The sequence below is a fragment of the Winogradskyella sp. 4-2091 genome (assembly GCF_045765065.1).
Classification (GTDB): domain Bacteria; phylum Bacteroidota; class Bacteroidia; order Flavobacteriales; family Flavobacteriaceae; genus Winogradskyella.
Map to the genome: position 1 here is coordinate 1 of NZ_JBJKOD010000022.1, position 23,873 is coordinate 23,873.

Annotated in this window: 20 protein-coding genes; 11 read left to right on the top strand and 9 right to left on the bottom strand. The window is 31.8% G+C overall.

Annotation, left to right across the window (positions count from 1 at the left end):
• Positions 1-205: 205 nt before the first annotated feature.
• From ACJBCC_RS16650 to ACJBCC_RS16690, 9 genes are all read right to left on the bottom strand, one after another.
• Entirely contained in the window at positions 206-2,062 is a 1,857-nt protein-coding gene (locus tag ACJBCC_RS16650) for an AIPR family protein (protein WP_407557847.1), read from the bottom strand.
• A gap of 164 nt (positions 2,063-2,226) precedes the next feature.
• Positions 2,227-2,847: a hypothetical protein gene (locus tag ACJBCC_RS16655; protein WP_407557848.1), complete on the bottom strand. Its 621-nt coding sequence runs from the start codon at positions 2,845-2,847 to the stop codon at positions 2,227-2,229.
• Positions 2,848-3,139: 292 nt separating this feature from the next.
• Positions 3,140-6,493, bottom strand: coding sequence for a preprotein translocase subunit SecA (gene secA / locus ACJBCC_RS16660; protein WP_299101233.1), 3,354 nt, complete (start codon positions 6,491-6,493; stop codon positions 3,140-3,142).
• Between the two features lie 247 nt (positions 6,494-6,740).
• Positions 6,741-6,962, bottom strand: a complete 222-nt coding sequence (locus ACJBCC_RS16665) for a DUF2795 domain-containing protein (RefSeq protein WP_008272287.1) — start codon at positions 6,960-6,962, stop codon at positions 6,741-6,743.
• A 154-nt stretch (positions 6,963-7,116) separates the two neighbouring features.
• Complete coding sequence (locus tag ACJBCC_RS16670) at positions 7,117-7,692, bottom strand: cob(I)yrinic acid a,c-diamide adenosyltransferase (RefSeq protein WP_299101235.1); 576 nt, start codon at positions 7,690-7,692, stop codon at positions 7,117-7,119.
• Positions 7,693-7,956: 264 nt separating this feature from the next.
• Positions 7,957-8,451: a hypothetical protein gene (locus ACJBCC_RS16675; protein WP_407557849.1), complete on the bottom strand. Its 495-nt coding sequence runs from the start codon at positions 8,449-8,451 to the stop codon at positions 7,957-7,959.
• A gap of 32 nt (positions 8,452-8,483) precedes the next feature.
• On the bottom strand, positions 8,484-9,173 hold the full coding sequence (locus ACJBCC_RS16680; RefSeq protein WP_299101238.1) for an ABC transporter ATP-binding protein: 690 nt from the start codon (positions 9,171-9,173) through the stop codon (positions 8,484-8,486).
• Positions 9,174-9,257: 84 nt separating this feature from the next.
• Positions 9,258-10,028, bottom strand: coding sequence for an O-methyltransferase (locus ACJBCC_RS16685; protein ID WP_299101240.1), 771 nt, complete (start codon positions 10,026-10,028; stop codon positions 9,258-9,260).
• Positions 10,029-10,133: 105 nt separating this feature from the next.
• Positions 10,134-11,996, bottom strand: coding sequence for an ABC-F family ATP-binding cassette domain-containing protein (locus ACJBCC_RS16690; protein WP_407557850.1), 1,863 nt, complete (start codon positions 11,994-11,996; stop codon positions 10,134-10,136).
• A gap of 99 nt (positions 11,997-12,095) precedes the next feature.
• On the opposite strand from ACJBCC_RS16690, the gene ACJBCC_RS16695 reads away from it, so the two are divergent.
• The 11 genes from ACJBCC_RS16695 to ACJBCC_RS16745 form a co-directional block, all read left to right on the top strand.
• Positions 12,096-12,896 carry a polysaccharide biosynthesis/export family protein gene (locus tag ACJBCC_RS16695; protein ID WP_299101244.1) on the top strand — a complete coding sequence of 267 codons (801 nt, stop codon included), beginning with the start codon at positions 12,096-12,098 and terminating at the stop codon, positions 12,894-12,896.
• 6 nt (positions 12,897-12,902) lie between these two features.
• Positions 12,903-15,374 carry a polysaccharide biosynthesis tyrosine autokinase gene (locus ACJBCC_RS16700; protein ID WP_299101246.1) on the top strand — a complete coding sequence of 824 codons (2,472 nt, stop codon included), beginning with the start codon at positions 12,903-12,905 and terminating at the stop codon, positions 15,372-15,374.
• Positions 15,375-15,392: 18 nt separating this feature from the next.
• Positions 15,393-15,983, top strand: coding sequence for a sugar transferase (locus tag ACJBCC_RS16705; RefSeq protein ID WP_299101248.1), 591 nt, complete (start codon positions 15,393-15,395; stop codon positions 15,981-15,983).
• Positions 15,980-17,275 carry a nucleotide sugar dehydrogenase gene (locus ACJBCC_RS16710; RefSeq protein WP_299101251.1) on the top strand — a complete coding sequence of 432 codons (1,296 nt, stop codon included), beginning with the start codon at positions 15,980-15,982 and terminating at the stop codon, positions 17,273-17,275. Before ACJBCC_RS16705 ends, ACJBCC_RS16710 begins: the two co-directional genes overlap by 4 nt.
• Before the next feature lie 4 nt (positions 17,276-17,279).
• Entirely contained in the window at positions 17,280-18,260 is a 981-nt protein-coding gene (locus ACJBCC_RS16715; RefSeq protein ID WP_299101253.1) for an SDR family oxidoreductase, read from the top strand.
• 205 nt (positions 18,261-18,465) lie between these two features.
• A complete protein-coding gene (locus tag ACJBCC_RS16720) occupies positions 18,466-19,329 on the top strand; it encodes an ABC transporter permease (RefSeq protein WP_299101255.1) in 864 nt (287 codons plus the stop codon).
• Between the two features lie 33 nt (positions 19,330-19,362).
• Positions 19,363-20,625, top strand: coding sequence for an ABC transporter ATP-binding protein (locus ACJBCC_RS16725; RefSeq protein WP_299101257.1), 1,263 nt, complete (start codon positions 19,363-19,365; stop codon positions 20,623-20,625).
• A 57-nt stretch (positions 20,626-20,682) separates the two neighbouring features.
• Positions 20,683-21,363: an FkbM family methyltransferase gene (locus tag ACJBCC_RS16730; RefSeq protein ID WP_407557853.1), complete on the top strand. Its 681-nt coding sequence runs from the start codon at positions 20,683-20,685 to the stop codon at positions 21,361-21,363.
• A 17-nt stretch (positions 21,364-21,380) separates the two neighbouring features.
• Positions 21,381-22,130 carry a bifunctional 2-polyprenyl-6-hydroxyphenol methylase/3-demethylubiquinol 3-O-methyltransferase UbiG gene (locus ACJBCC_RS16735; RefSeq protein ID WP_299101260.1) on the top strand — a complete coding sequence of 250 codons (750 nt, stop codon included), beginning with the start codon at positions 21,381-21,383 and terminating at the stop codon, positions 22,128-22,130.
• Positions 22,127-23,008: an alpha-1,2-fucosyltransferase gene (locus ACJBCC_RS16740; protein ID WP_407557851.1), complete on the top strand. Its 882-nt coding sequence runs from the start codon at positions 22,127-22,129 to the stop codon at positions 23,006-23,008. The genes ACJBCC_RS16735 and ACJBCC_RS16740 overlap by 4 nt, the downstream gene beginning before the upstream one ends.
• On the top strand, positions 22,993-23,873 hold an 881-nt coding region (locus ACJBCC_RS16745; RefSeq protein ID WP_407557852.1), incomplete at its 3' end, for a glycosyltransferase family 2 protein. The genes ACJBCC_RS16740 and ACJBCC_RS16745, both read left to right, overlap by 16 nt.

Consider the following 23,873-nt stretch of genomic DNA (forward strand, 5'->3'; position numbering starts at 1 on the left):
TCAGAACTCTTATTTTTAAATTGTTTTTCAGTTCAATTTAGTTCGTTTTGAGTATGAGTGGCACATTATGCACAACGGTCTTGTATATGGTTTGTTGCGTGTTTTAAGCACCTAATTTAGCAAATACAAACCAAATAGAAAATCCGCGAGGATTTTCGTAAGTAGGCTAGAACTAGCAATAAATTATATACGTTGTTGTAACCAGTTATTTTCTATTGTTGACGTATCTCATTAATCGTTGATCTAATTCTGTTTTTCTAACTCCTGGAATAATTGATTCTTTTCTATTTCCAATGAAGCTTTTTAATATTTTTTCCAGATTTAAAACAGCATCAGAAAAGTGTTTTGTAAAATTATTTTCTAATTCCGATAATATTTTATCTTCGTTTTTTACAATCCCTTTTTTACTATATTCTTTTTTCAAAATAGAACTTAAAATTAGACATCCAAGATGAAATTTACCGTAAGAAAGAATAGTGTCTTTATATCCATCTCCTAAACCACCTGAACGTTGAATTTCTCTTATTTTTTTTGATAAATATAAATCTACTTTTATTGGAATTAAATATAGAACGTAGTTCATATTAACTACTGATGGTGAAGGAAAAACATCATCATAAGTACTGATAAACATAGATTTTGGTCTCGTTTTTACTTGCGATGGTTTTACTAATATTTGTGCTGTAAATAATTGAAATAATTTTTGAATATTAACTATATTTTTTTTGCCTTTATTTTTATAAAAATTCAATCTTCTTTCATAGCAAATATCTCTACTCGAAAGGTATTCTTCAATTAAGAATTGTATATCATCATTTGCTTTTAGTGAGAATGCTTTTATTGGTGTTTGAGAGTTTGTTGTTTCGGTAATTCTATAAATTAAATCATCCTTTTTAGTTTCAATTATTTTAACAAGAATTGAAGTGTCTTCATTAAACTGATATTCTGTTTTACTTTCAAGTTCTTCTTGTTCTTTTTTTGTTAATTCTGTTCCTCCTTTAAGTTTATTTGTTAATTCTTCTACTCTCTCTTTGTTTTTTACAGCGGTATAAATTGAGTTTGAAGTTTGACAACCATTCACGATCTGCATATTGTGAAGTCTATATTGATCTTTAGGAAGTTCCTGTACTCTTCTACAAGTCATTGTAAGTCCATTGTTGTAACTCCAGAAGTATTTTGCTTCATCTTCACTAGAACTTGTTTTAGTAATTTTATTATTTAAATCACTCCTTTTATAGTAATCTCTAATATTAGCCTCAAAAATTGACGATTGGTGTTTTCTGACAAGTTCTGCAATTTCTTTTCCTTTTAAGATACATATGAAACCATTTAGTTTTTCATTGTCGGAAGTTTCAGTAATATATTTTAGCGATTTCTCATATTCTATAATATCAGTAATTTCTGCTTCGTTCGCTTTAGAGTTTATTAAAGTTTGACAATCTGTAATTCTTACTTCATAATTCGTGTAACCGTTAGATGAAAGTGTGTTTTCTATTTTTGCTATTTCTTCTTGAAGTAGTTTGTCTTTAGCTATATTTTCAGCAACTCCTCCAAAAACTATGTGACATATTATTTTAATTTTTTTTGTATCTACAGTTTGATAAAGCTCTCGTTTTATTTCATCCAAATCTTGCATTCTATTATAGAAATAAAGATTATCTGTATCTTTTAAATCTTCATCTATTAATACTTTTTCAATTCCACTATTGAACTTTAATAGATCAGCTTGAGAAATGCCTGTTCCTCTTTTAAATTGAAATAAGTGCAGATTATATTTAGTGTCTTCGTTGTAACTATCTAACTGATCTATTTGTTCAATAAATTCTTTTGAACCAGTAATATAAACAGCATCAATTCCATAGTCATATGTTTCTTTTCGATAAGAACTATCAACCATTCCGTTTTCAATATCCTCAATTGGTTTATCATTAAAGATATTCGCAAGCGAGTAAAACATAAATTCAGAACCTCTTAAAGCATCTCCTTTAAAGTCCGACAAATATTCAGTATAATCTTCAACTTGTTTTTTTATTTTATCTTCTAATACTTTAAATATACTCATTAGTTTGTTGGTTTGGTTTAATTGGTTACAACGTTTATGTATAAGAATAGTTGCGGGTTTGTATGCGAGGAATTTCCGAAGGAAATTCAGACGTTACAAACACGCAACGACCTTTGATTAAGCACTAAACCGCAATTATTTTTATACGGTGTTGTAGTGCGTTTTTATTTTATTTTTTTCTCAATTTCTTTTGACAATTCTATAATTCCCTTTTCAGTTAATTTTCCTTCTTTATAGACAACTTTTATTTTTTCAGTTCCAGAAATTGAATTAAAATTATCATCACAATCAGATGTTTTTATTGTATCCGCAACATAAATTCGATATTCAGAATTGATTGTCATATTTTCAACACATTCGTAACAAGGGTCAAATCCACAATAACCTATGTTAATCGGTTTTGAGTCTATTCGTTTTCCGTTCAGTTTGTAAGTGTTCAGAATTGGAACAAAGCATTCAGCTTCTCCAAGTGTTATTGTCGTAATATAGTTTCCATTGGAAGGAATTATTCCATAAATATGCTCATATTCAGCGTCTTTGGAATATTCAGAACTCAATCTAATATCTAATTTTGGCAAATCAAGAATTTCATCTGCGCAACCATTTATTTTTATCGGAAGAGTTTTTGTTGGAAACTGGTCAATAAAAGCTTGAAATTGGTCGTTGACTTTCGGGATTTCCGAAATCGGTTCTTGACGTTCAGTTGTCAGACTTTTGTCATTTTTGTTTTCTGATTTACAGCTCGAAATCAGAACTAATGTTATTATTAATAATATTCTTTTCATCGGTTTCCTCAAATGCACTACAACTCCTTATATAAAAACCTTTATTGTCGATATCCCGTAAAATAATCAGGTTATCTAAAGTTTTGAGTTGTTTTTATTCGTCATTAAAATTAATAATTTCTCTCAAGTTTTCTATACGTAGATCTACGTATTTTTTATAAACATAACCAAAATATTATATTGTATTTTATGGTTTTCCGTATGGGTACAAAAAAATCCTAATGGGTTACATTAGGATTTTAAATTATAGATTCTGAAACGAGTTCAGAATGACAAAATAGGTATATTCTAGTTATTCTACCAAAACCCATTCGCCTTTATCAATTAAAGGAATGGCTTGCTTATATTTTACTTCTTTAGCTTCGCCACTCATCACATTTTTAATAGTCACTCTATCGTTTCTACCAATTTTTGGTTGTTCTCTTACAATAGTTTCTACAACTTGCTGCTGACGAGATGCGCCTTCACCAGCTTGTCTGCTTTGAGAAGCACGCTCATCTAAATTTTGAATCTCTTCTTTTTGAGTTTCTAATTTTTCTTGCTTACGTTCTCTAGCTTCTTGTATAGTATTTGCTGTTTCTTGTGGAATTTCTCCTTTAAATAAAAATGAAATTACATCTTTATTGACTTGGTCTATCATTGTTTTAAACAGCTCAAAAGATTCGAACTTATAAATTAATAATGGGTCTTTCTGCTCGTGTACAGCTAACTGAACCGATTGTTTTAACTCATCCATTTTACGTAAATGTACTTTCCATGCATCATCAACAATCGCTAATGTAATGTTCTTTTCAAAATCATTAATTAACTGTGTTCCTTTAGTTTGGTAAGCTTTTTCTAAATCCGTAACCACTTGTAGGTTCTTAACACCATCTGTAAATGGTACGACGATACGTTTAAATCTATCGCGTTGTGTATCGTATACATTTTCAATCACAGGAAATGCTAAATCTGCTGCACGTTGCATTTTTTCTCTATAGTGCTTAAAAGCTGCTTTATAAATGATACCTGCAATTTCTTGAGCACCTAGTTTTCCAAATTCAGCTTCAGAAATTGGTGCTTCCATTGAAAAGTAACGGATTAATTCAAACTCAAAGTTTTTATAATCGCTAGCATCTTTATTATTCAATGCAATACCTTCTGAGGTATCGTAAATCATGTTGGCTAAATCTACTCTAAGACGTTCACCATGTAAAGCATTACGACGACGTTTGTAAACCACTTCACGTTGTGCATTCATTACATCATCATATTCTAACAAACGCTTACGTACACCAAAGTTATTCTCTTCCACTTTTTTCTGTGCACGCTCAATAGACTTAGAAATCATTCCGTGTTGAATCACTTCGCCTTCTTTTAAGCCCATTCTATCCATCATCTTAGCAATTCGCTCAGAACCAAATAAACGCATTAGGTTATCTTCTAAAGACACATAGAATTGTGAACTTCCTGGATCTCCTTGACGACCAGCTCTACCGCGTAATTGTCTATCTACACGACGAGAATCGTGACGCTCTGTGCCTACAATGGCTAAACCACCTGCAGCTTTTACTTCATCACTTAATTTAATATCTGTACCACGACCTGCCATGTTGGTTGCAATAGTTACTTGCCCAGCATTACCTGCTTGTGCTACAATATCGGCTTCTTTTTTGTGCTGCTTAGCATTTAAGACGTTATGGTCTATTTTTCTAATGCTTAACATTTTACCTAAAAGCTCAGAAATCTCTACATTGGTTGTACCAATTAGTACAGGTCTTCCTTCATTAGATAATTTAACCACTTCATCAATAACAGCATTATATTTTTCACGCTTTGTTTTATAAACTAAATCGTCTCTATCATCTCTTGCAATTGGTCTGTTGGTAGGAATTTCTACAACATCTAATTTGTAGATTTCCCAAAGTTCGCCTGCTTCAGTTACCGCAGTACCTGTCATACCAGACAGTTTACGATACATTCTGAAATAATTTTGAAGCGTTACTGTAGCAAATGTTTGCGTGGCAGCTTCAATTTTTACACTTTCTTTAGCTTCAATGGCTTGGTGTAACCCGTCAGAATAACGACGACCATCCATAATACGACCAGTTTGCTCATCAACGATCATAACCTTGTTGTCCATTACAACATACTGATTGTCTTTTTCAAATAGTGCGTAAGCTTTTAGTAATTGGTTCAACGTATGAATACGCTCTGACTTAATTCCGAAATCTCTAAATAAATCTTCCTTGAGGTTCGCTTCTTCTTCAGATGATAAACCTTTGCTTTCAATCTTAGCGATTTCTGTTCCCATTTCTGGCATTACAAAGAAATTAGGATCATCCTTTCCTGATAGGAATTCAACACCTTTATCTGATAATTCTACTTGATTATTTTTTTCGTCAATAACATAATAGAGTTCTGCATCTACTTTAGGCATTTCTCTATTGTTGTCTTGCATGTAAAAGTTTTCCGTTTTTTGAAGCAATTGCTTAATACCTTCTTCAGATAAAAACTTGATTAATGCTTTGTTTTTAGGAATACCTCTGTAAGCTCTTAATAATTGAAAACCACCTTCTTTAGTATCGCCAGCAGCAATTAATTTTTTAGCTTCAGCTAATACACCAACTAAATATTTACGTTGAACTTCTTCAATTTGCTGTACTTTAGGTTTAAGCGCATCAAACTCGTGCTCATCACCTCTTGGTACAGGACCAGAAATAATTAATGGCGTACGTGCATCATCTACTAATACAGAATCTACCTCATCTACAATGGCGTAGTGATGTGGACGTTGTACTAAATCATCTGGCGAATGTGCCATGTTATCACGTAAGTAATCAAAACCAAATTCGTTATTTGTTCCGTATGTAATATCTGCATTGTAAGCTTTACGACGTGCATCAGAGTTTGGTGTGTGGTAATCAATACAATCAATACTCATACCATGAAACTGAAAGATTGGTGCCATCCATGCACTATCTCGTTTTGCTAAGTAATCATTTACCGTTACTAAGTGAACACCTTTGCCAGCTAAAGCATTTAGGTATACAGGAAGCGTAGCTACCAATGTTTTACCTTCACCAGTTTGCATCTCTGCAATTTTACCTTGGTGCATAGCGACACCACCAATAAGTTGAACATCATAATGAATCATGTCCCAAGTAATTGGCTTACCTGCAGCATCCCAAGAATTTGCCCAAATAGCTTGATCTCCTTCTAAGGTTACGTAATCATTTTCTCCAGAAATTTCTCTGTCAAACGCATTTGCGGTTACAGGAATCTGAGTATTATGTACAAAACGTTTTGCTGTTTCTTTTACAACGGCAAACGCTTCTGGTAAAATGTCGTTTAATACAGCTTCTGTTACTTCATATATTTCGTCTTCAATTTTATCTACTTCTAAGTAAATGTCTTCACGTTCGTCAATATCTTCAGTTACCTGAGCTTTTTCTAAAAGCTCTTCTTTTTTAGTGTTTAAAGGCTGTCTTGCTTCTGCAATTTTGGCTTTAAATTCGGCTGTTTTTGCTCTCAATTCATCATGTGATAGAGCTTCTAAGGCTTTTTCGAATGATTTTATTTTTTCAACGATAGGCTTAATTGCACTTACATCTTGTTGGGATTTATCTCCCACAAAAATTTTAAGTACTTTATCTAAAAATGTCATATTCTATATTTGTAAATAGATTGATTGGTTTCAATCTTTGTTTTTGTTTCAGTTAGTAAGCTAAGATTATAAGCTGTTATTTAAAAATAAAAAACATCCTTAAAATCCCCTTAAGTGGACAATCTTAATAATTGTAAATTTATGATATCTGATTCAGATTTAATTTCAAATTAAAAAAGCATCCGAAAATAAAAAAAGTCTCTTAGGTATAGAAACGCAAGAGACTTTTTTGTGATAAATTTATATGTTAATATTCATCCTCATTCCAGAGGTAATCTTCATCAGTTGGGTAATCTGGCCAAATTTCTTCAATTGAGTCGTAAGAATCTCCTTCGTCTTCAATTGCTTGTAAATTTTCAACAACTTCTAAAGGTGCTCCTGTTCTAATTGCGTAGTCAATAAGCTCATCTTTGGTTGCTGGCCAAGGCGCATCACTTAAATAAGATGCTAATTCTAATGTCCAATACATAATTGCGTGTGTAATTTAATTTTTGCAAAAATAATTCTTTAGTTGAACAATTCAAGAAAAAATTAAATTAATTAATCATTAATAATAAGAACGTATAATATTCAACAATTTTAGATCGGAATATTGCATTATTCATAATCTAAAGGCTAAAAGTTTATGAATTTTTTTCTGGGATCCATTTTACTTCATCAGCGTGTAAATCATAAGACAACTTCCGTGCCAATACAAAAAGGTAGTCAGATAGTCTATTGATATACATTAAAGTTTCGGGTTGAAACGGTTCTAAGTCATTAAGATGTGACGCTAAACGCTCGGCTCTACGGCAAACTGTGCGTGCAATATGACAGAATGACACGGTTTGGTGCCCTCCAGGTAAAACAAAATGCGTCATAGGTGGAAGACTGTCTTCCATAAGGTCCATTTCCTTTTCTAATTTCTCAATATCTTCATTGGATATCTTAGGAATATTTAAGCGTGCTTTTCCGTTTTTTAATTGTGCTTTTTCTGGATCGGTGGCTAAAATAGCACCAACGGTAAATAAGCGATCTTGAATATGCATCAACGTATTCTTATACAATTGATTAATCTCTTGGTCTCTAATTAAACCTATGTGAGAATTGAGCTCATCTATGGTTCCGTAACTTTCTATTCTTATATGATGTTTAGGAACACGCGTACCACCAAATAATGCAGTTGTGCCTTTATCTCCTGTTTTTGTGTATACTTTCATATATCAAAGTTAAGTTTTTAATGTTGAAAGTTGAAAAGTTGCTTGTGTGAAGTTTGTGAAAAAGGTACAAAGTCTCATAGTTGCAAAGAGAATGGCTTGGAAGATTAAAATTGAATGTTATAAAGTTGGAAGTGTGAAGTCGCAAAGTAGCAAAGACTCAAAGTTGCAAAGAGCACTTCTTAAATGTTTAAAAGGTTGGTAAGGATTTTTTTTTTTTTTTTTTTTTTTTTTTTCAAATAGAAAAAACTATTATCGGAGAAGTAGTTATGATTGATTTTGCTTGAAAATATTTCTCAGACGCATTGAAAAATTAGAGGCTTCAATCTCAATATTATGATTTTTACAAAACAGCTTAAACTGGCTAATCTGACCATTTTTCATTTCTACTAATACATTAAATCCGGTATTAAATTTTAAGTTATAATGATTACCGCTTGAATGATCTATTTTAATTGATTTTACCGATTCCGTTATTATAGTTTCAGAAATGTTATTTTGAAGAATTATAAATTTATTGGCTACTAATTCTAATTTCCCGATTCTTGTGAATAAAAAATAATTGAGTATAAAGGTTAATAATAGTATCCCGTACGATATTTCGAATATTACACTATAAGGTTTAGTAAGAATGATTAAATCAAATAATTTTAAAAAATAAATAGAGACATTTATGATTATAAAAACAGTGTAAATTGATGCGTATTTATGATTTCTAAAATAATTATAATCTATTATATCTAAACGCATTTTTACACTCAAGTGAAGAATATTTTAAAATTGAATTTTTATCATTAGCTATTAAACGTATCACTCTCAATAATACCATCTCTTAAACGAATAACACGTTTGGCGTGTGCAGCAATATCTTCTTCGTGTGTAACCATTATTACGGTGTTACCTGACGCGTGAATTTGGTCAAATAAAGCCATGATTTCTGTTCCGGTTTTAGAATCTAAGTTTCCTGTTGGCTCATCTGCTAAAATAATTGAAGGCTTATTTACCAAAGCTCTACCAACAGCAACACGTTGTCTTTGTCCTCCAGAAAGTTGATTTGGTTTATGGTCCATTCGGTCAGCCAAACCAACATCTGTTAAAACTTCAGTAGCGCGTTCTTCTCTTACTTTTTTTGAAGCACCAGCATAAACCATTGGTAATGCAACGTTGTCTAAAGCGGTTGTTCTAGGTAATAGGTTAAAGGTCTGAAACACGAAACCTATTTCGGTATTTCTAATATCTGCAAGTTCGTCATCAGACATTTGGCTAACGTCGTTTCCATTTAACTTGTAAGATCCAGCAGTAGGTGTATCTAAGCAACCTAATAAGTTCATTAATGTAGATTTACCAGAACCAGAAGGTCCCATAATAGCCACATATTCGCCACGTTTAATGTCTAAATCGATACCTTTTAAAACATGTACAATTTCTTGTCCTAATTTAAAATCTCTAATGATATTTCTAATTTCAATGACGTTGTCACTCATAATAAAGGTCTTAGTTGCTTAGCTGCTCTGCAAGATACTAGTTTTGCAGCAATTTTATTATAAGACGTTAAAGTATCTTGTATGTTACAATCTAATTTTAAAATGTTCTTTTACTTGTTCTCTTCTAAAGAAAACAAAACCTAAATGGAAGCAATCTACAGTCACTTTAACGGTGTTATGGTTCTTAATATATTCCCAAGCTTGCGTCATGCCTTTAGACCAATAAATATCATCGAAAACAAAAACGGTATCGTTATGGATTTTCGGTAATAAGGCTTCAAAATATTGAATAGTTGCATCCTTGCTATGATGACCGTCAAAGAAGATAAAATCAAATTTTTCGGTTTTTATATTAGGAATTGTATCAGTGAAACTTCCTGTTATAAATTCAACATTTTTAATGTTTTGTTTTTCTATTTCATATTGAGCAAAAGCTGATGTGTTGGCACAGCCTTCAATAGTTGTGATTTGAGAGGTTGTATTGGCTAGCGATAACGGATACGTTCCCATGCCTAAAGAGGTGCCTAATTCTAAAATAGTTTTAAACTTGAAGTGTTTTGTTAGTCTAAATAATAATTCAGATTCCTTCTTTGAGCTACTCGAAGCCTTAATCATAGCACTCACTTTCCGCTTTTTGGAATCGAGTACTTTTGAACCAGCACCTAAATCGGTAATTTCTAATTCTGTTTTATGTGCTTTTAAAGTATTTCGGTACGTTTCTAAAGCGTTGTATTCTGGATATGTTGTTTTATCATAAAGGCATTTGGTAACAAAGTTATAGACAAAAGGGGAGTGGACACCGTGTTGGTTGGTGGCTTTGGTTAAGAATTTTATGTAGGATTTTATTTGGTACATTTTCTTTTGGTTGAAAAGTTGAAGGTTTTAGACTATCAAAGCTTTAAAGTTTCAAAGTTATTTATGGTATTTTACTTCACACTTCACACTTCACACTTCACACTTCTATCCTTCTAATTTTTCAGACAATTCAAACCAACGCATTTCTTTTTCTTCAATGGTATCTATAATCACTTGGAGTTTTGCGGAAAGTTTTCCTATTTCGTCTTGAGATAAATCTGGATTATTGAATTTAGATTCTAATGCTGTTTTATCTAATTCTAAGGACCTAATTTTAGATTCTAAATTTTTGTATTCCTTTTGTTCATTATAATCTAGTTTATTAGCTTCGTTTTTCTTTATAGCTTTGGTGTTATCTGTTTTTTCTGTGTTTTCAATTTGCTTTGTTTGACTACTATCATAAGCTCTAAAATCTGAATAATTCCCAGGGAAATCATCTACAATACCTTGCCCTCTAAAGACAAACATGTGGTCTACAATTTTGTCCATAAAATAACGATCGTGAGAAACAACAAGCAACACTCCAGGGAAATCCATTAAGAAATCTTCAAGAACATTTAAGGTAACAATGTCTAAATCATTGGTAGGTTCATCTAATATTAATACATTAGGATTCTGAATTAATACGGTACATAAATACAAACGTTTTTGTTCGCCACCACTTAATTTTTCAACAAAGTCCCATTGCTTTTTTCTATCAAACAGAAAACGTTCTAACAATTGCTGAGCGCTAATTTGTCTGCCTTTTGCTAGCGGAATATAGTCGCCAAATTCTTTAATTACATCGATTACTTTTTGGTTGGGTTTAGCTTTAATTCCGCCTTGTGTGTAATACCCAATCTTAACTGTTTCTCCTATGACTACTTTGCCACCATCTGGCTGCATACTTTGAGTAAGGAGGTTTAAGAATGTAGATTTTCCGGTACCATTTTTACCAATAATACCAATACGTTCGCCTTTTTTAAAGGTATATTCAAAACCATCTAAAATCGTTTTATCTTTAAATGATTTAGATACATTATGAAACTCAATAATTTTACTTCCTAGACGTTCCATATTTATTTCTAATTGCACTTGGTGGTCGTTACGACGTTTGTGTGCTTTAGATTTAATTTCAGAAAAATCGTCTATTCTACTTTTAGATTTTGTAGTACGTGCTTTGGGTTGGCGACGCATCCATTCTAGCTCTTTTTTAAAGAGTTGTTTTGCTTTGCCAACTTCGGTAGCTTCATTTTCAATTCTGGCTTCTCTTTTTTCCAAATAATAGGAGTAATTACCTTTGTAGGTGTATAGTTGGCCTTGGTCTAATTCTATTATTTCGTTACAAACGCGTTCTAAAAAATAACGATCGTGCGTTACCATGAAAAGCGTCTGCTGTGTTTTAGCAAAGTAATCCTCTAACCATTCTATCATTTCTAAATCGAGATGATTGGTAGGTTCATCTAAAATTAAAATATCGGGTTTACTTAAAAGCGCTTGTGCTAATGCTAAACGTTTTTTTTGGCCACCAGAAAGCGTTTTTACTTTAAGCGTTAAATCATCTAGTTTTAGTTGAGATAGCGTTTGTTGGTATTGTGTTTCAAATTCCCACGCATTGTTTCTATCCATAGCTTCAAATGCTTTTTGATAAGCATCTGTATCTTCCGGATTTTTTAGGGCGTGTTCATAAGCTTCAATAACCTTAAGAATGGGAATGTCTGAAGCAAATATTGTTTCATCGAGTGTTAGATTTAGGTCTAAATCTGGTTCTTGGTCTAAGAATGCTAACCTTAGCCCTTTTCTAACTACAATTTGCCCATTGTCTGGAGCATCTTTTCCTGCTAGAATATTTAGAATAGACGTTTTGCCACTGCCGTTTTTAGCTACAAAAGCAATTTTCTGATCTTTATGAATGCTAAATGATAAATCTTTAAAGAGTACAAGCTCTCCAAATGATTTTGATATGTTTTCTACGTTGAGATAATTCAAACTTAAATTTTTTAAAATGGAATAAAACCAAAAACAAAAGTAATTGTTTTGTTATTACTATTGATACATTATATTTGTCTTTAAAGATCTATTGAACCTATGAAGCGCTTTAAGCTTTTAATTATTTTATTGAGTTGTGTAATTGTTTCTTCTTGTATCCCTCACAAGGACACAATTTATTTACAAAACAAGGAAGATTCTGCAAACGATTCTATTCCTTATAATTTAGCTGAAATTCAAAAGCCTTACCGTATTCAGGTAAATGACATTTTGAATGTAAGAGTTAAAGCGTTAGATCAGCAAACGGTATCTATTTTAAATCCAACAGGAGAAGGAAGTCTAAATGCAAGTAGTGCAGAGCGTGCTTATTTTGATGGTTTTACAGTAGATGTCCATGGTAATATCAGAATTCCAACTTTAGGTTATCTCAACGTTTTAGGATTTACGACTGAAGAAATTGAGAACAAAATAGAAGAAAAATTACTTAAAGAGCAATTTAAGGAAACGGCCAATATCTTTGTTACAGTAAAATTGGCAGGATTAAGATTTACCGCAAATGGTGAAGTAGGTGCACCAGGAAGTAAAGTTTTGTTCACAGAACGCGTTAATATTTTTGAAGCTATTGCTAATGTTGGAGAAATACCAGTAACAGGTGATAAAAAGGATGTGTTAATAATTAGGCAATATCCACAAGGTCAAAAAATACATCATTTAGATTTAACTGACTTAAAGGTAATGCAATCTCCTTATTATTATATTCAACCCAATGATATTATTTATGTCAAGCCTTTAAGACAAAAGTCTATAGGTACTGGAGAAACTGCAGTCTCTAGTATTGCAACAATAGCTTCTATTCTTTCGTTACTAACCACAGGAGTCTTACTTTTTTCACGTTTATAAAATTATATGGGAAATTACGACGAAATAGAAGAAGCGGAATCGCATAGTATAAGTTTTGACTTTAGAGGTTATTTATTTAAGGTTTTAAATCTATGGAAGTTTGTATTGGTATGCATTGGTGCCGCTTTACTGATTGCGTATTTTATAAATGTAAGAAAGCAAAACGTCTATAAGTTAGACTCATTAATTTCTGTAGATAATGATCAGAATCCTTTCTTTACAGCAAATACAAGTATCTCTTTTAATTGGGGAGGCGTTTCTGGTAAGGTAGGTAAAATAATGACAGCTATTAAAACCAGAAGTCATAACGAGAAGGTTGTAGATTCTCTTCAATATTATATGGATTTTATGGTGGAAGGGAAATATCGAAAAATTGATATTTACAAAAATGCACCTTTTGAGTTTAAGCTAGATAAAACTAAAAAGCAAGTATTAGGTTACCCTATCGGAATTCGGATTTTAAACGAAAATGAATACGAGGTATTTACAGAGTATGAAGGTACAAGTGCTAACGCCCAACAATATGCCACAAAATTAGTTACTAGGACAAAAATGCCAGAAGGTATTTATACAAAAACCTTTAAAAACGGAGAGACTGTTGCATTACCATTTCTTAACGGACAGCTGATTTTTAAAAAAGGATATGATATTAAGCCAGGATCTGAGTATTTTATAAGATTTAGCAATTTTGACGGTGTTGTAAATTCATATAAATCAAAAATAATAATCGGAACATTTTCGGCAACATCACCTTCAATTTTAAGATTACAACTGGCTGGTAATAATAAAGATAAGATTGTAGATTATCTCAATGCAACTTCTGCAATTTTAAGTAAAACTGAGTTAGAACGAAAGAATTTATACGCAACAAATACGATTAAATTCATAGACAGTAGTTTGGCCGCTGTAAATACAAATCTCAAGGATATTACCGATGAGATGAATAAGTTTAGAAAAGAAAACAAGGTTTTTAATATTAGTGAAGAAATTACTCAGATATCAGATCAATTAAGGGAGTTAGAGTTAACTAAGCAAGAAGAAGATTCAAAACTCGATTATTTGAATAATCTTGAAGTGTACTTAAACACAAAAACAGATTACACTAAAATTGCAGCACCAACAAGCGTTGGTATCAATGAAGGAAATATACTTAATAGTGTGTCTAAGATTGTAGCTTTAGCTGCAGAACGACAAAATTTAGAATACACGACTAAAGAAGGTTCTGGGCTTTTTAAAGAAATTGATAGACGTATTAATTCAGAAAAAAATGTACTATTAGAAACGGTTGATGCTACTAAGAAAATTACCTCCATTCAGATTTCAACAATAAATCGAAATATTGCCAATTTAGAATCTAAGCTAAGTGGATTACCTGAAGATGAGCAACAGTTCTTAAAGATTCAGAGAAAATTAGATATAAGTCAAGAGGCTTATAATATTTACATGGTAAAGAGGAGTGAAGCGGCTATTGTAAAAGCGGCTAATATTTCAGATTTATCAATTATAGATGAAGCTAAAGATATTGGAGGTGGATTAATAGGTCCTAATAAATCATTGAACTATATGATGGGTTTAATGATGGGCTTCTTTATACCAATGTTATTAATATTTATAGTGTATTTGTTAGATAACACCATTCATGGATCTGATGAGGTTACAAGAATGTCTAAAATTCCTATTTTAGGATTAATAGGGAAGTACAGATACAAGAACAATTTAGTAGCTTATGAAAAGCCGAAATCTGCTGTAGCAGAATCATTTAGAGCTATTAGGTCTAGTTTACAGTTTATATTTAAAAACCGAACTACTGAAGAAAAGGCAAATACGTTAATGATTACGTCTTCTGTGAGTGGAGAAGGTAAAACCTTCACGTCGATTAATATAGCTACGGTTTATGCACTTTCGGGTAAAAAGACAATTTTACTGGGCTTAGATTTACGTAAGCCAAAAATATTTGATGATTTTAATATTACCAATGAAAAAGGTATTGTCAACTACCTTATTGGTGATGATGATTTAGAGCAAGTTATTACACATACACATATTGAAAATTTAGATTTAATTCCTTCAGGGCCAATTCCACCAAACCCTTCAGAGTTATTAATGAGTAATAAGTTAAAAGACCTTATTAATCAGCTAAAACTAGAGTACGATATGATTGTTTTAGATACACCACCATTGGGATTAGTGACTGATGCATTAGAATTAGTGCAATATGCAGATGCTACTATCTTTATGGTGCGCTTAGATTATACTAAGAAAGGTATGTTACAGTTAGTGAATGCTAAACATAGAACAGGCGAGCTCAAAAATGTTAGTTTTGTGTTGAACTTTTATAAGCATAAGAGTAATTACAATTATGGCTACGGATATGGTTATGGCTACGGTTATGGTTACGGTGTATACGGCAATGCGTATCATGAAAAGGATGAAAATTCTTTATGGAAAAAAGTTAAGAGACTTCTTAAAAAAATATAATTCTTTAATCTTTAAATTGTGATCACGAAAAGTCAACTTAAAATCAAACGAGGATTTGATCTTTTGGTTGTAATTGTTGTCTTGCCATTTTTGTTTATTCCTATTTGGGTTCTGGTGTGTATCGCTTCAATCGATACAAAACGTTTCGGGATTTACAGTCAGTATAGAATTGGCCAACACGGAAAGCCCTTCAAAATTTATAAAATTAGAACTTTAAGGGACGGAAATCATCAATTAGGACATCTAAATGATTACGCTTCTAATGTTGGGAAATTTTTGAGAAAAACAAAGTTAAATGAGTTGCCTCAACTATTTAATGTTTTAATTGGAGATATGAGTTTGGTTGGTCCAAGACCTGATTTGCAAGGATTTGCAGATGAATTAAAAGGGGAAGATAGAATAATTTTGAAAGTAAAACCAGGAATTACTGGTCCTGCAACATTGAAATATAAACACGAAGAAAGGGTATTAGAACGTCAAAAGGACCCAATACGCTACAATAGAACGATTATTTGGGTAGATAAAGTGAAAATCAACAAAAAGTATGTTGAGAATTACAGTTTTTACTTAGATTTGACACTCATTTTAAAATCTACTTTAAACAAATGACACATTCAGAAGACAAAATTGCAATCATAGGATTAGGTTACGTCGGTTTACCCCTTGCCGTAGAGTTTGCCAAAAAATTCTTTGTAGTTGGTTTCGATATTAATAAACAGCGAATCAGCGAATTAAATAATGGTATCGATAAAACTTTAGAAGTTGAAAACGATAACTTAAAATCTGTGTTAACAACAGATTTAAATGCAGAGAAAGGATTGTATATTACTGATGATTTAGATGCATTGGGTACAACTAATTATTATATAATCACTGTGCCAACACCAACAGATGCATTAAATAAGCCAGTGTTTACGCCGTTAATAAAAGCGAGTGAAACAGTAGGTAAAGTGTTAAACGAAGGTGATATTGTAGTATATGAATCTACAGTATATCCAGGTGCAACTGAAGATATTTGTATTCCGGTATTAGAGAAAACTTCAGGATTAGTATATAATAAAGATTTTTATGCTGGTTATTCTCCAGAAAGAATCAATCCAGGTGATAAAGAGCATACCGTAACTAAGATTTTAAAAGTAACCTCTGGTTCTACACCAGAAGTAGCAGTTAAAGTTGATGAACTTTATAAAAAGGTAATTGTAGCAGGTACACATTTAGCACCAAGTATAAAGGTTGCTGAAGCTGCTAAGGTGATTGAGAATTCTCAAAGAGATATAAATATTGCTTTTGTGAATGAATTATCTAAGATTTTTAGATTATTAGATATTGATACTAAAGCGGTTTTAGAAGCAGCAGGTACAAAATGGAACTTTTTAAAGTTTTCACCAGGTTTAGTTGGTGGTCATTGTATTGGTGTAGACCCTTATTATTTAGCTCAAAAAGCCATTGAAACAGGTTATAATCCTGAAATTATTTTAGCAGGTCGTAAAATGAATGACAGCATGGGTGGCTATGTTGCTACAGAAACTGTAAAAATGATGATTAACAAAGGCGCAACCATTAAAGGTTCTAAAGCCCTTGTATTAGGAATTACATTTAAAGAAAACTGTCCAGATATTAGAAACTCTCGAGTTATTGATATTATAGAGGAACTTCAAACATATCATGTAGATGTAGATGTTTACGATCCATGGGCTTCAGCTGAAGAAGTAAAACATGAATATAACTTAGACTTAATTACCGACTTCGATAAATTAGGTACTTCGTATGATTCAATCATACTTGCGGTATCTCATAAAGAGTTTTTAGAATTAAAATTAGATAAATTAAAATCGGATACAGGTGTTATTTTTGATGTAAAATCGTTACTTCCAATAGACACTGTAGACGCAAGATTATAAAAAAATGTACTCAAATCCACATCACACAACAGACCTATCTCAATTAAGTTTTTTAATAACTGGAGGTGGAGGCTTCATAGGCTCAAACCTAACAGAATACTTATTAAAATACAATGCTAAAAAAGTAAGAGTATTAGATAACTTTTCTAATGGTCATCGCGAAAATTTAGCAGAATTTATGGATAACCCTTCTTTTGAATTATTAGAAGGTGATATAAGAGATTTAGACACCTGTAAAAAAGCCATGGAAGGCATTGATTATGTCTCTCATCAAGCGGCTTTGGGCTCAGTGCCACGTTCTATAAACGATCCTGCAACAACGAACGAAGTTAATATTTCAGGATTTTTAAACATGATGATTGCTTTAAAAGATAGCCCAACGGTAAAACGTATGGTATACGCAGCATCAAGTTCTACCTATGGCGATAGTAAATCTTTACCAAAAGTGGAAGATACTATTGGTAAGCCTTTGTCGCCTTACGCCGTAACAAAGTATGTAAATGAATTATATGCAGATGTTTTTGGAACGACGTATGATACTGATGTTATTGGTTTAAGATATTTCAATGTGTTTGGGCCAAAACAGAGTCCAAGTGGTGCATATGCAGCTGTAATTCCTTTGTTTATGCAAGCTCTAAAGGACAATGTGCCTTCAAAGATCAATGGCGATGGTGAGCAAACAAGAGATTTTACATTTATTGATAATGTAGTACAAGCCAATGTAAAAGGATTTTTTGCATCAAAAGACGCTAAGAACGAAGTTTTTAATGTGGCTTGTGGTGAACGTATTACTATTAACTATTTGTGGGAATCGTTAAGGATTGCTGCAAACTCAGATTTAAAAGCTATTTACGGACCTACTAGACAAGGTGATGTTAGGGATTCCTTAGCAAATATCTCAAAAGCAGAAAACCTTTTAGGATATAAACCAAAATATACAGTAAGAGAAGGACTTAAGATTACTTGGGATAGTTTCGATTCATAGTCTTTTCTAAATAAATTTTATAATGGGATGATTGTACACTAGTCAATAGTGATCAATGATCCCTTTTTTTTAGTGTAGGATTGCTAATCCTCTCTGATAATTTTGGTAAAAAATTAATACTACGTTTTAGCTAGCATCGGTTGTTATAATTTTTCCGTATTTCTTTAGAATTATTATCTTTACCTAACTAAAAATATGATGCAAATTGAGTAAGCTAGAAGATGATGATTGGTTGTATACAATTTCATCTAAACGAAAATTAATTGACTTTAATTTCAAAGAAATTTGGAATTACAGAGATCTGTTGGTGCTCTTTGTAAAAAGAGATGTTGTTACCGTTTATAAACAGACCATTTTAGGACCGCTTTGGTATCTTATTCAACCCTTATTCACCGCACTTACTTTTACCTTAATCTTTAATAAGGTGGCCAATATTGAGACAGGTACAGTGCCTCCTTTTCTTTTCAATTTAGCAGGTGTTTCAATTTGGAATTATTTTAATACCTGTTTAACGTCAACGAGTGATACTTTTACAACTAATTCGGCTATTTTCGGAAAAGTATATTTCCCTCGTGTTATTGTTCCCTTATCCATTATTATTTCTAATTTACTAAAATTTGGTATTCAGTTATTCATTTTTATAGCATTTTATGTGTTTTATAAATTTAGTGGAGCAGCGATAAACCTTGATAGTACTGTGATATTTTTTCCAGTATTAGTTATCTTAATGGGTATGATGGGTTTAGGATTAGGAATGATTATTTCTAGTCTTGTTACGAAATATCGTGATTTAAAATTTTTAGTAAGTTTTGGAGTGCAATTACTAATGTACGTTTCTGCCGTAATGTATCCATTGGCTCTTATAAAAGAGGAAATGCCTAAAGTTTCATGGATAGTGGAGTATAACCCTTTGGCGTATATAATTGAAACTGCAAGATATATGCTTCTTGGTACAGGCACGTTTAGTTGGTTTGGGATTATTTACACGGTAATCGTAACTGTAATCGTGTTTTTATTAGGAATCATTATCTTTAACCGAACCGAAAAAACATTTATCGATACAGTATAAATTCTTGTTATTTAAATTTGATTAAAAAGCCATATGAGTATCATTCTTAAAGCTGAAAATATAAGCAAACAATATAGACTTGGTGTGGTTGGTACTGGTACAATAAGTCATGACATTAATCGATGGTGGGCAGGAATTAGAGGTAAAGAAGATCCTTATTTAAAGGTGGGTTCAGAAAATGACCGAAGTACAAAAGCAGATAGTGATTATGTTTGGGCCTTACAAGACATTAACTTTGAAGTAAGAAAAGGCGAAGTTCTTGGCATCATTGGTAAAAATGGAGCAGGTAAAAGTACCTTACTTAAAATTTTATCAAAGGTTACGATTCCTACGACTGGAGTAATAAAAACAAAAGGCCGAATAGCATCACTTTTAGAAGTCGGTACAGGGTTTCATCCAGAATTAACTGGCCGTGAAAACATATATTTAAATGGTGCTATTTTGGGAATGACCAAAGCCGAAATTAGAACAAAAGAGGCCGAGATTATTGAGTTTTCGGGCTGTGAAAGGTATGTAGATACACCTGTAAAACGCTATAGTTCTGGGATGCGCGTGCGCCTAGCTTTTGCTGTTGCGGCTTTTTTGGAGCCAGATATTTTAGTTATAGATGAGGTGCTTGCTGTTGGAGATGCAGAATTTCAGAAAAAGGCTATTGGCAAAATGCAAGACATTAGTAAAGGAGACGGTCGTACTGTACTTTTTGTGAGTCACAATATGGGAGTTATACAGAGTCTATGTGATGAAACAATTTTATTACATAATGGAAGGTTTGTAGAGAAAGGGAAAACTGAGCATGTTATTAATACCTATTTAAAGCAAAATATAGGTAATGATGCCGTTTTTAATTTTGATATTCCGAAAAACAATAACATTCAAGCCTATGCTACAAAATTAACTATTGTAGATCTAAATGGTAATTTAATGAGTGAAATTCCTATTGGTAAACCATGGAAAGTTAAAATTCATTTTACCGTTTGTCAAGAAATTAATAATTTGATTATTGGCTTGGGTATGACAGATATGTTGAACGCACCTATTAGAACATCATGGACGCCATCAAATAATTTAACACCTGGTGAATATATTGCTGAATTTGTAGAGGATTCTGTGGTGTTTAATCATGGTCGGTATAAATTGAAAATCGGCATTTCTAAAGGATTTCATTCCATACAATATCTAGATGAGAATGTTTATATTACAATATCTGAAGTTGTGTATAAGCAAGATAAAACTGTTTTAACAAATGGCAATGGTGTGTTTTCAAATCAGATGAAAATGAATGTTTATAAAACTTAAGTATAGAATCTAAAAATAAATATGTTGTTATTGAAAATAAAAAGAAAGTTGAAAAAAGTGTTTACTGATTCAACTTTTACTGATTTTAAGCAAGAGTCTTATTCACAGACAGGAGAGGATGTTATAGTGAAATTTATATTTGATAGATTGGGAATAAAAGCACCAACGTATATAGATATTGGCGCGCATCATCCCTTTAAATTAAGTAATACAGCTTTGCTGTATAAAACAGGGAGTAGAGGTGTAAATATTGAACCAGATCCAGATTTATTTAAATCTTTTTTAGAATATAGAAAAGAGGATATTAATGTTAACTTAGGAATTGGCGATACCAATGCAGAATTAGATTTTTACGTAATATCGTCACCAACGTTGAATACATTTTCTAAAAAAGAAGCAGAAAGCTATCAAACGGAAGGAAATTATTCAATAAAAGAAGTAAAAAAAATTCAGGTTAAAACTGTTAATAGTGTCTTAGAAGAATACGTCAACGGAAAATTTCCTCAATTTTTAAATTTAGATGCGGAAGGTATAGATGATTTAATAATTAAATCTATTGACTATGAAAGCAACTTTCCTATAGTTATTTGTGTTGAAAGTATCTCTTTTTCTACAAATGGAAATGGCATAAAAAACTCGGCATTGATCGAATATATTGTTAGTAAAGGCTATATGGTTTATGCAGATACATATATCAATACCATTTTTGTTAGAGAAGAATTATGGAGAAATAAGTGAAATTATTAAATTCTGAAATGAATATAAAAAATAAAATACGAAGCATTTTCCAAAACAAGTCGCATTCAAAATTGACTGTAGGTAAGCACAATGTAAGTAATAGAAAAGAATGGCTTGAGGGTGTTCTAAAAAAAATTCCTGAAGGTGGAAAAATATTAGATGCAGGTGCAGGAGAACAACAGTACCGAGGATTTTGCTCTCATTTAGACTATGTGTGTCAAGATTTTGCAGAATATAAACCTGAAGCATTAGAAGATGGACTACATAGAGAAAAGTGGGATTACGGGAAATTAGATATTATTTCAGACATTGCATCAATTCCTAGAGAGAATAATTCGTTTGACGCTATAATGTGTACAGAGGTTTTTGAGCATATTATTAACCCAAGAGAAGCGGTTAAAGAATTTGCAAGACTTTTAAAAAAAGATGGCTTTCTTATACTTACAGCGCCATTTTGTAGTCTAACTCATTTTGCTCCTTATCATTTCTATTCCGGATTTAATCGTTTTTTTTATGAAACAGAATTGAAAGCACATGGTTTTGAAATCGTAGAGATGGAAGCAAATGGGAATTATTTTGAGTTTCTTGCTCAAGAGGTAAATAGACTATCTTATGTCTCAAAGAGGTTTAGTAACGTGACCCTTAATTCTAGTCAATTAAAAACCATCAACAATTTAAAAAAAACGTTGCAAGAGCTGTCTGAAAAAGATGAAAATTCCGCAGAATTATTGTGTTTTGGATTTCATGTGTTGGCAAGAAAAATATGATTTTAATTAGATTAAAAGGAGGTTTAGGGAATCAAATGTTTCAGTATGCATATGCAAGTATACTTGCCAAAAAGTGCAATTTACCCTTAAAAATAGATACTCAGTTTTTTAGTTTAAGTAAGGATATGGTTGGTGTAACTCAGCGAGAATTTGAACTGACAGTATTCAAAAACAGATATCAAATTGCGACTTTAAATGAGATAAATTCATTTACCGAATTGTCTTTTTATAATAAAATAAAAAGAAAACTAGGTTTTAATTATCCGAAGAAACACAATGAAGGTTCAAGGTTGTATCAGGATGAGGATTATAAATTAAAAGCACCTGTTTATGTAAATGGGTATTTTCAGAGTTATAAATATTTCCTAGGTTATGAAGAATTTGTAAAAAAAATATTTCACTTTTCTACAGATGATTTAGATGCGAAAAACATTAGTTTACTATCAAGGATAGAGGAGGCTAATACTATTTCCATTCATGTAAGACGTGGAGATTATGTGACGGATTTAAATATTAATAACACACATGGACTTTGTGATATAGAATACTACATGGCATCTATCGATGTATTAACAAAAGATAACGCTAATTCCACATTAGTTTTCTTTTCTGACGATAGCGATTGGGTAAAAAAGACTTTTTCTCATTTATCAAACCCTAAAATTTTTGTTAATCATAATACTGGTAGTCATAGTTGGAAAGATATGCTGTTAATGAGTAAGTGTAGTCATAATATTATAGCAAATAGTTCCTTTAGTTGGTGGGCAGCTTGGTTAAATTCAAATTCAGAAAAAAAGGTTGTTGCCCCAAAACAATGGTTTGCAGACCAAAGTAGAAACACATTTGATTTAATACCAAAAGAATGGATTCAGATATAAAACAAAGTCCAAAATTAACGGTATTGTTACCTGTATACAATTGTGCTAAATATGTTGGCGCTGCAATTGATAGCGTTTTAATGCAAACCTTTAAAGATTTTGAATTTATTATTATAGATGATGCCTCTACAGATGATACGCTAAAGATTATTAATACGTATTCAGACGCTAGAATTAAGGTAATTAAACAACAAAATAACTATGGGATTACTCATAATTTAAATTATGGTTTAACAATAGCTCAAGGCGAATATATCGCTAGAATGGATGGTGATGATATTAGTTTGCCAAAACGTTTTGAAAAGCAAATAACGTATTTGGATGCTAACCCAAATGTTATAGTCTGTGGCACTAATTATAAAATTTTAGATACAGATATTATTAAAAATTTGCCAAGTTCGCATGATGATATAAAGGTAGAATTATTATATGGTAGCTGTTTTGGTCATCCAACAGTAATGATGCGAAGAAGCGTATTTCAGGAAAATAAAATAGCGTATAACACTACATTAGAGACTGCTCAAGACTATAATTTATGGGTAAGGTTATTGCAGTATGGTGAATTACATAATTTAACAGAGGTCTTATTAGAATACAGAATACATGAAGATCAAATTTCAAAAAAAAGGAAAGTATCGCAGCAAATAGGAGGTGTTAAAACAAAATTTTTGCTGTTAAATTATTTAAAACCTAATTTAGACGAAAAAGAACAACATTTGTTAGAGAAAATACTTCTTTCTATTAAGTTAGAAAAAGAGATTTTGGAGTTTAATGAGATTAATACCTTTGTAACGAAAACAAAGCAGAAATTAATCAAAGCAAACAGTATAAGATTTTTTAATTCTGTTGGTTTTAATAAGTATTT

Excerpts from the sequence above, each read along its gene's own strand:
- ACJBCC_RS16650 (WP_407557847.1), bottom strand. The coding sequence starts at position 2,062 with ATGAGTATATTTAAAGTATTAGAAGATAAAATAAAAAAACAAGTTGAA.
- ACJBCC_RS16710 (WP_299101251.1), top strand. The coding sequence starts at position 15,980 with ATGACACATTCAGAAGACAAAATTGCAATCATAGGATTAGGTTACGTC.
- secA (WP_299101233.1), bottom strand. The coding sequence starts at position 6,493 with ATGACATTTTTAGATAAAGTACTTAAAATTTTTGTGGGAGATAAATCC.
- ACJBCC_RS16740 (WP_407557851.1), top strand. The coding sequence starts at position 22,127 with ATGATTTTAATTAGATTAAAAGGAGGTTTAGGGAATCAAATGTTTCAG.
- ACJBCC_RS16665 (WP_008272287.1), bottom strand. The coding sequence starts at position 6,962 with ATGTATTGGACATTAGAATTAGCATCTTATTTAAGTGATGCGCCTTGG.
- ACJBCC_RS16685 (WP_299101240.1), bottom strand. The coding sequence starts at position 10,028 with ATGTACCAAATAAAATCCTACATAAAATTCTTAACCAAAGCCACCAAC.
- ACJBCC_RS16695 (WP_299101244.1), top strand. The coding sequence starts at position 12,096 with ATGAAGCGCTTTAAGCTTTTAATTATTTTATTGAGTTGTGTAATTGTT.
- ACJBCC_RS16715 (WP_299101253.1), top strand. The coding sequence starts at position 17,280 with ATGTACTCAAATCCACATCACACAACAGACCTATCTCAATTAAGTTTT.
- ACJBCC_RS16680 (WP_299101238.1), bottom strand. The coding sequence starts at position 9,173 with ATGAGTGACAACGTCATTGAAATTAGAAATATCATTAGAGATTTTAAA.
- ACJBCC_RS16735 (WP_299101260.1), top strand. The coding sequence starts at position 21,381 with ATGAATATAAAAAATAAAATACGAAGCATTTTCCAAAACAAGTCGCAT.
- ACJBCC_RS16725 (WP_299101257.1), top strand. The coding sequence starts at position 19,363 with ATGAGTATCATTCTTAAAGCTGAAAATATAAGCAAACAATATAGACTT.
- ACJBCC_RS16670 (WP_299101235.1), bottom strand. The coding sequence starts at position 7,692 with ATGAAAGTATACACAAAAACAGGAGATAAAGGCACAACTGCATTATTT.
- ACJBCC_RS16700 (WP_299101246.1), top strand. The coding sequence starts at position 12,903 with ATGGGAAATTACGACGAAATAGAAGAAGCGGAATCGCATAGTATAAGT.
- ACJBCC_RS16655 (WP_407557848.1), bottom strand. The coding sequence starts at position 2,847 with ATGAAAAGAATATTATTAATAATAACATTAGTTCTGATTTCGAGCTGT.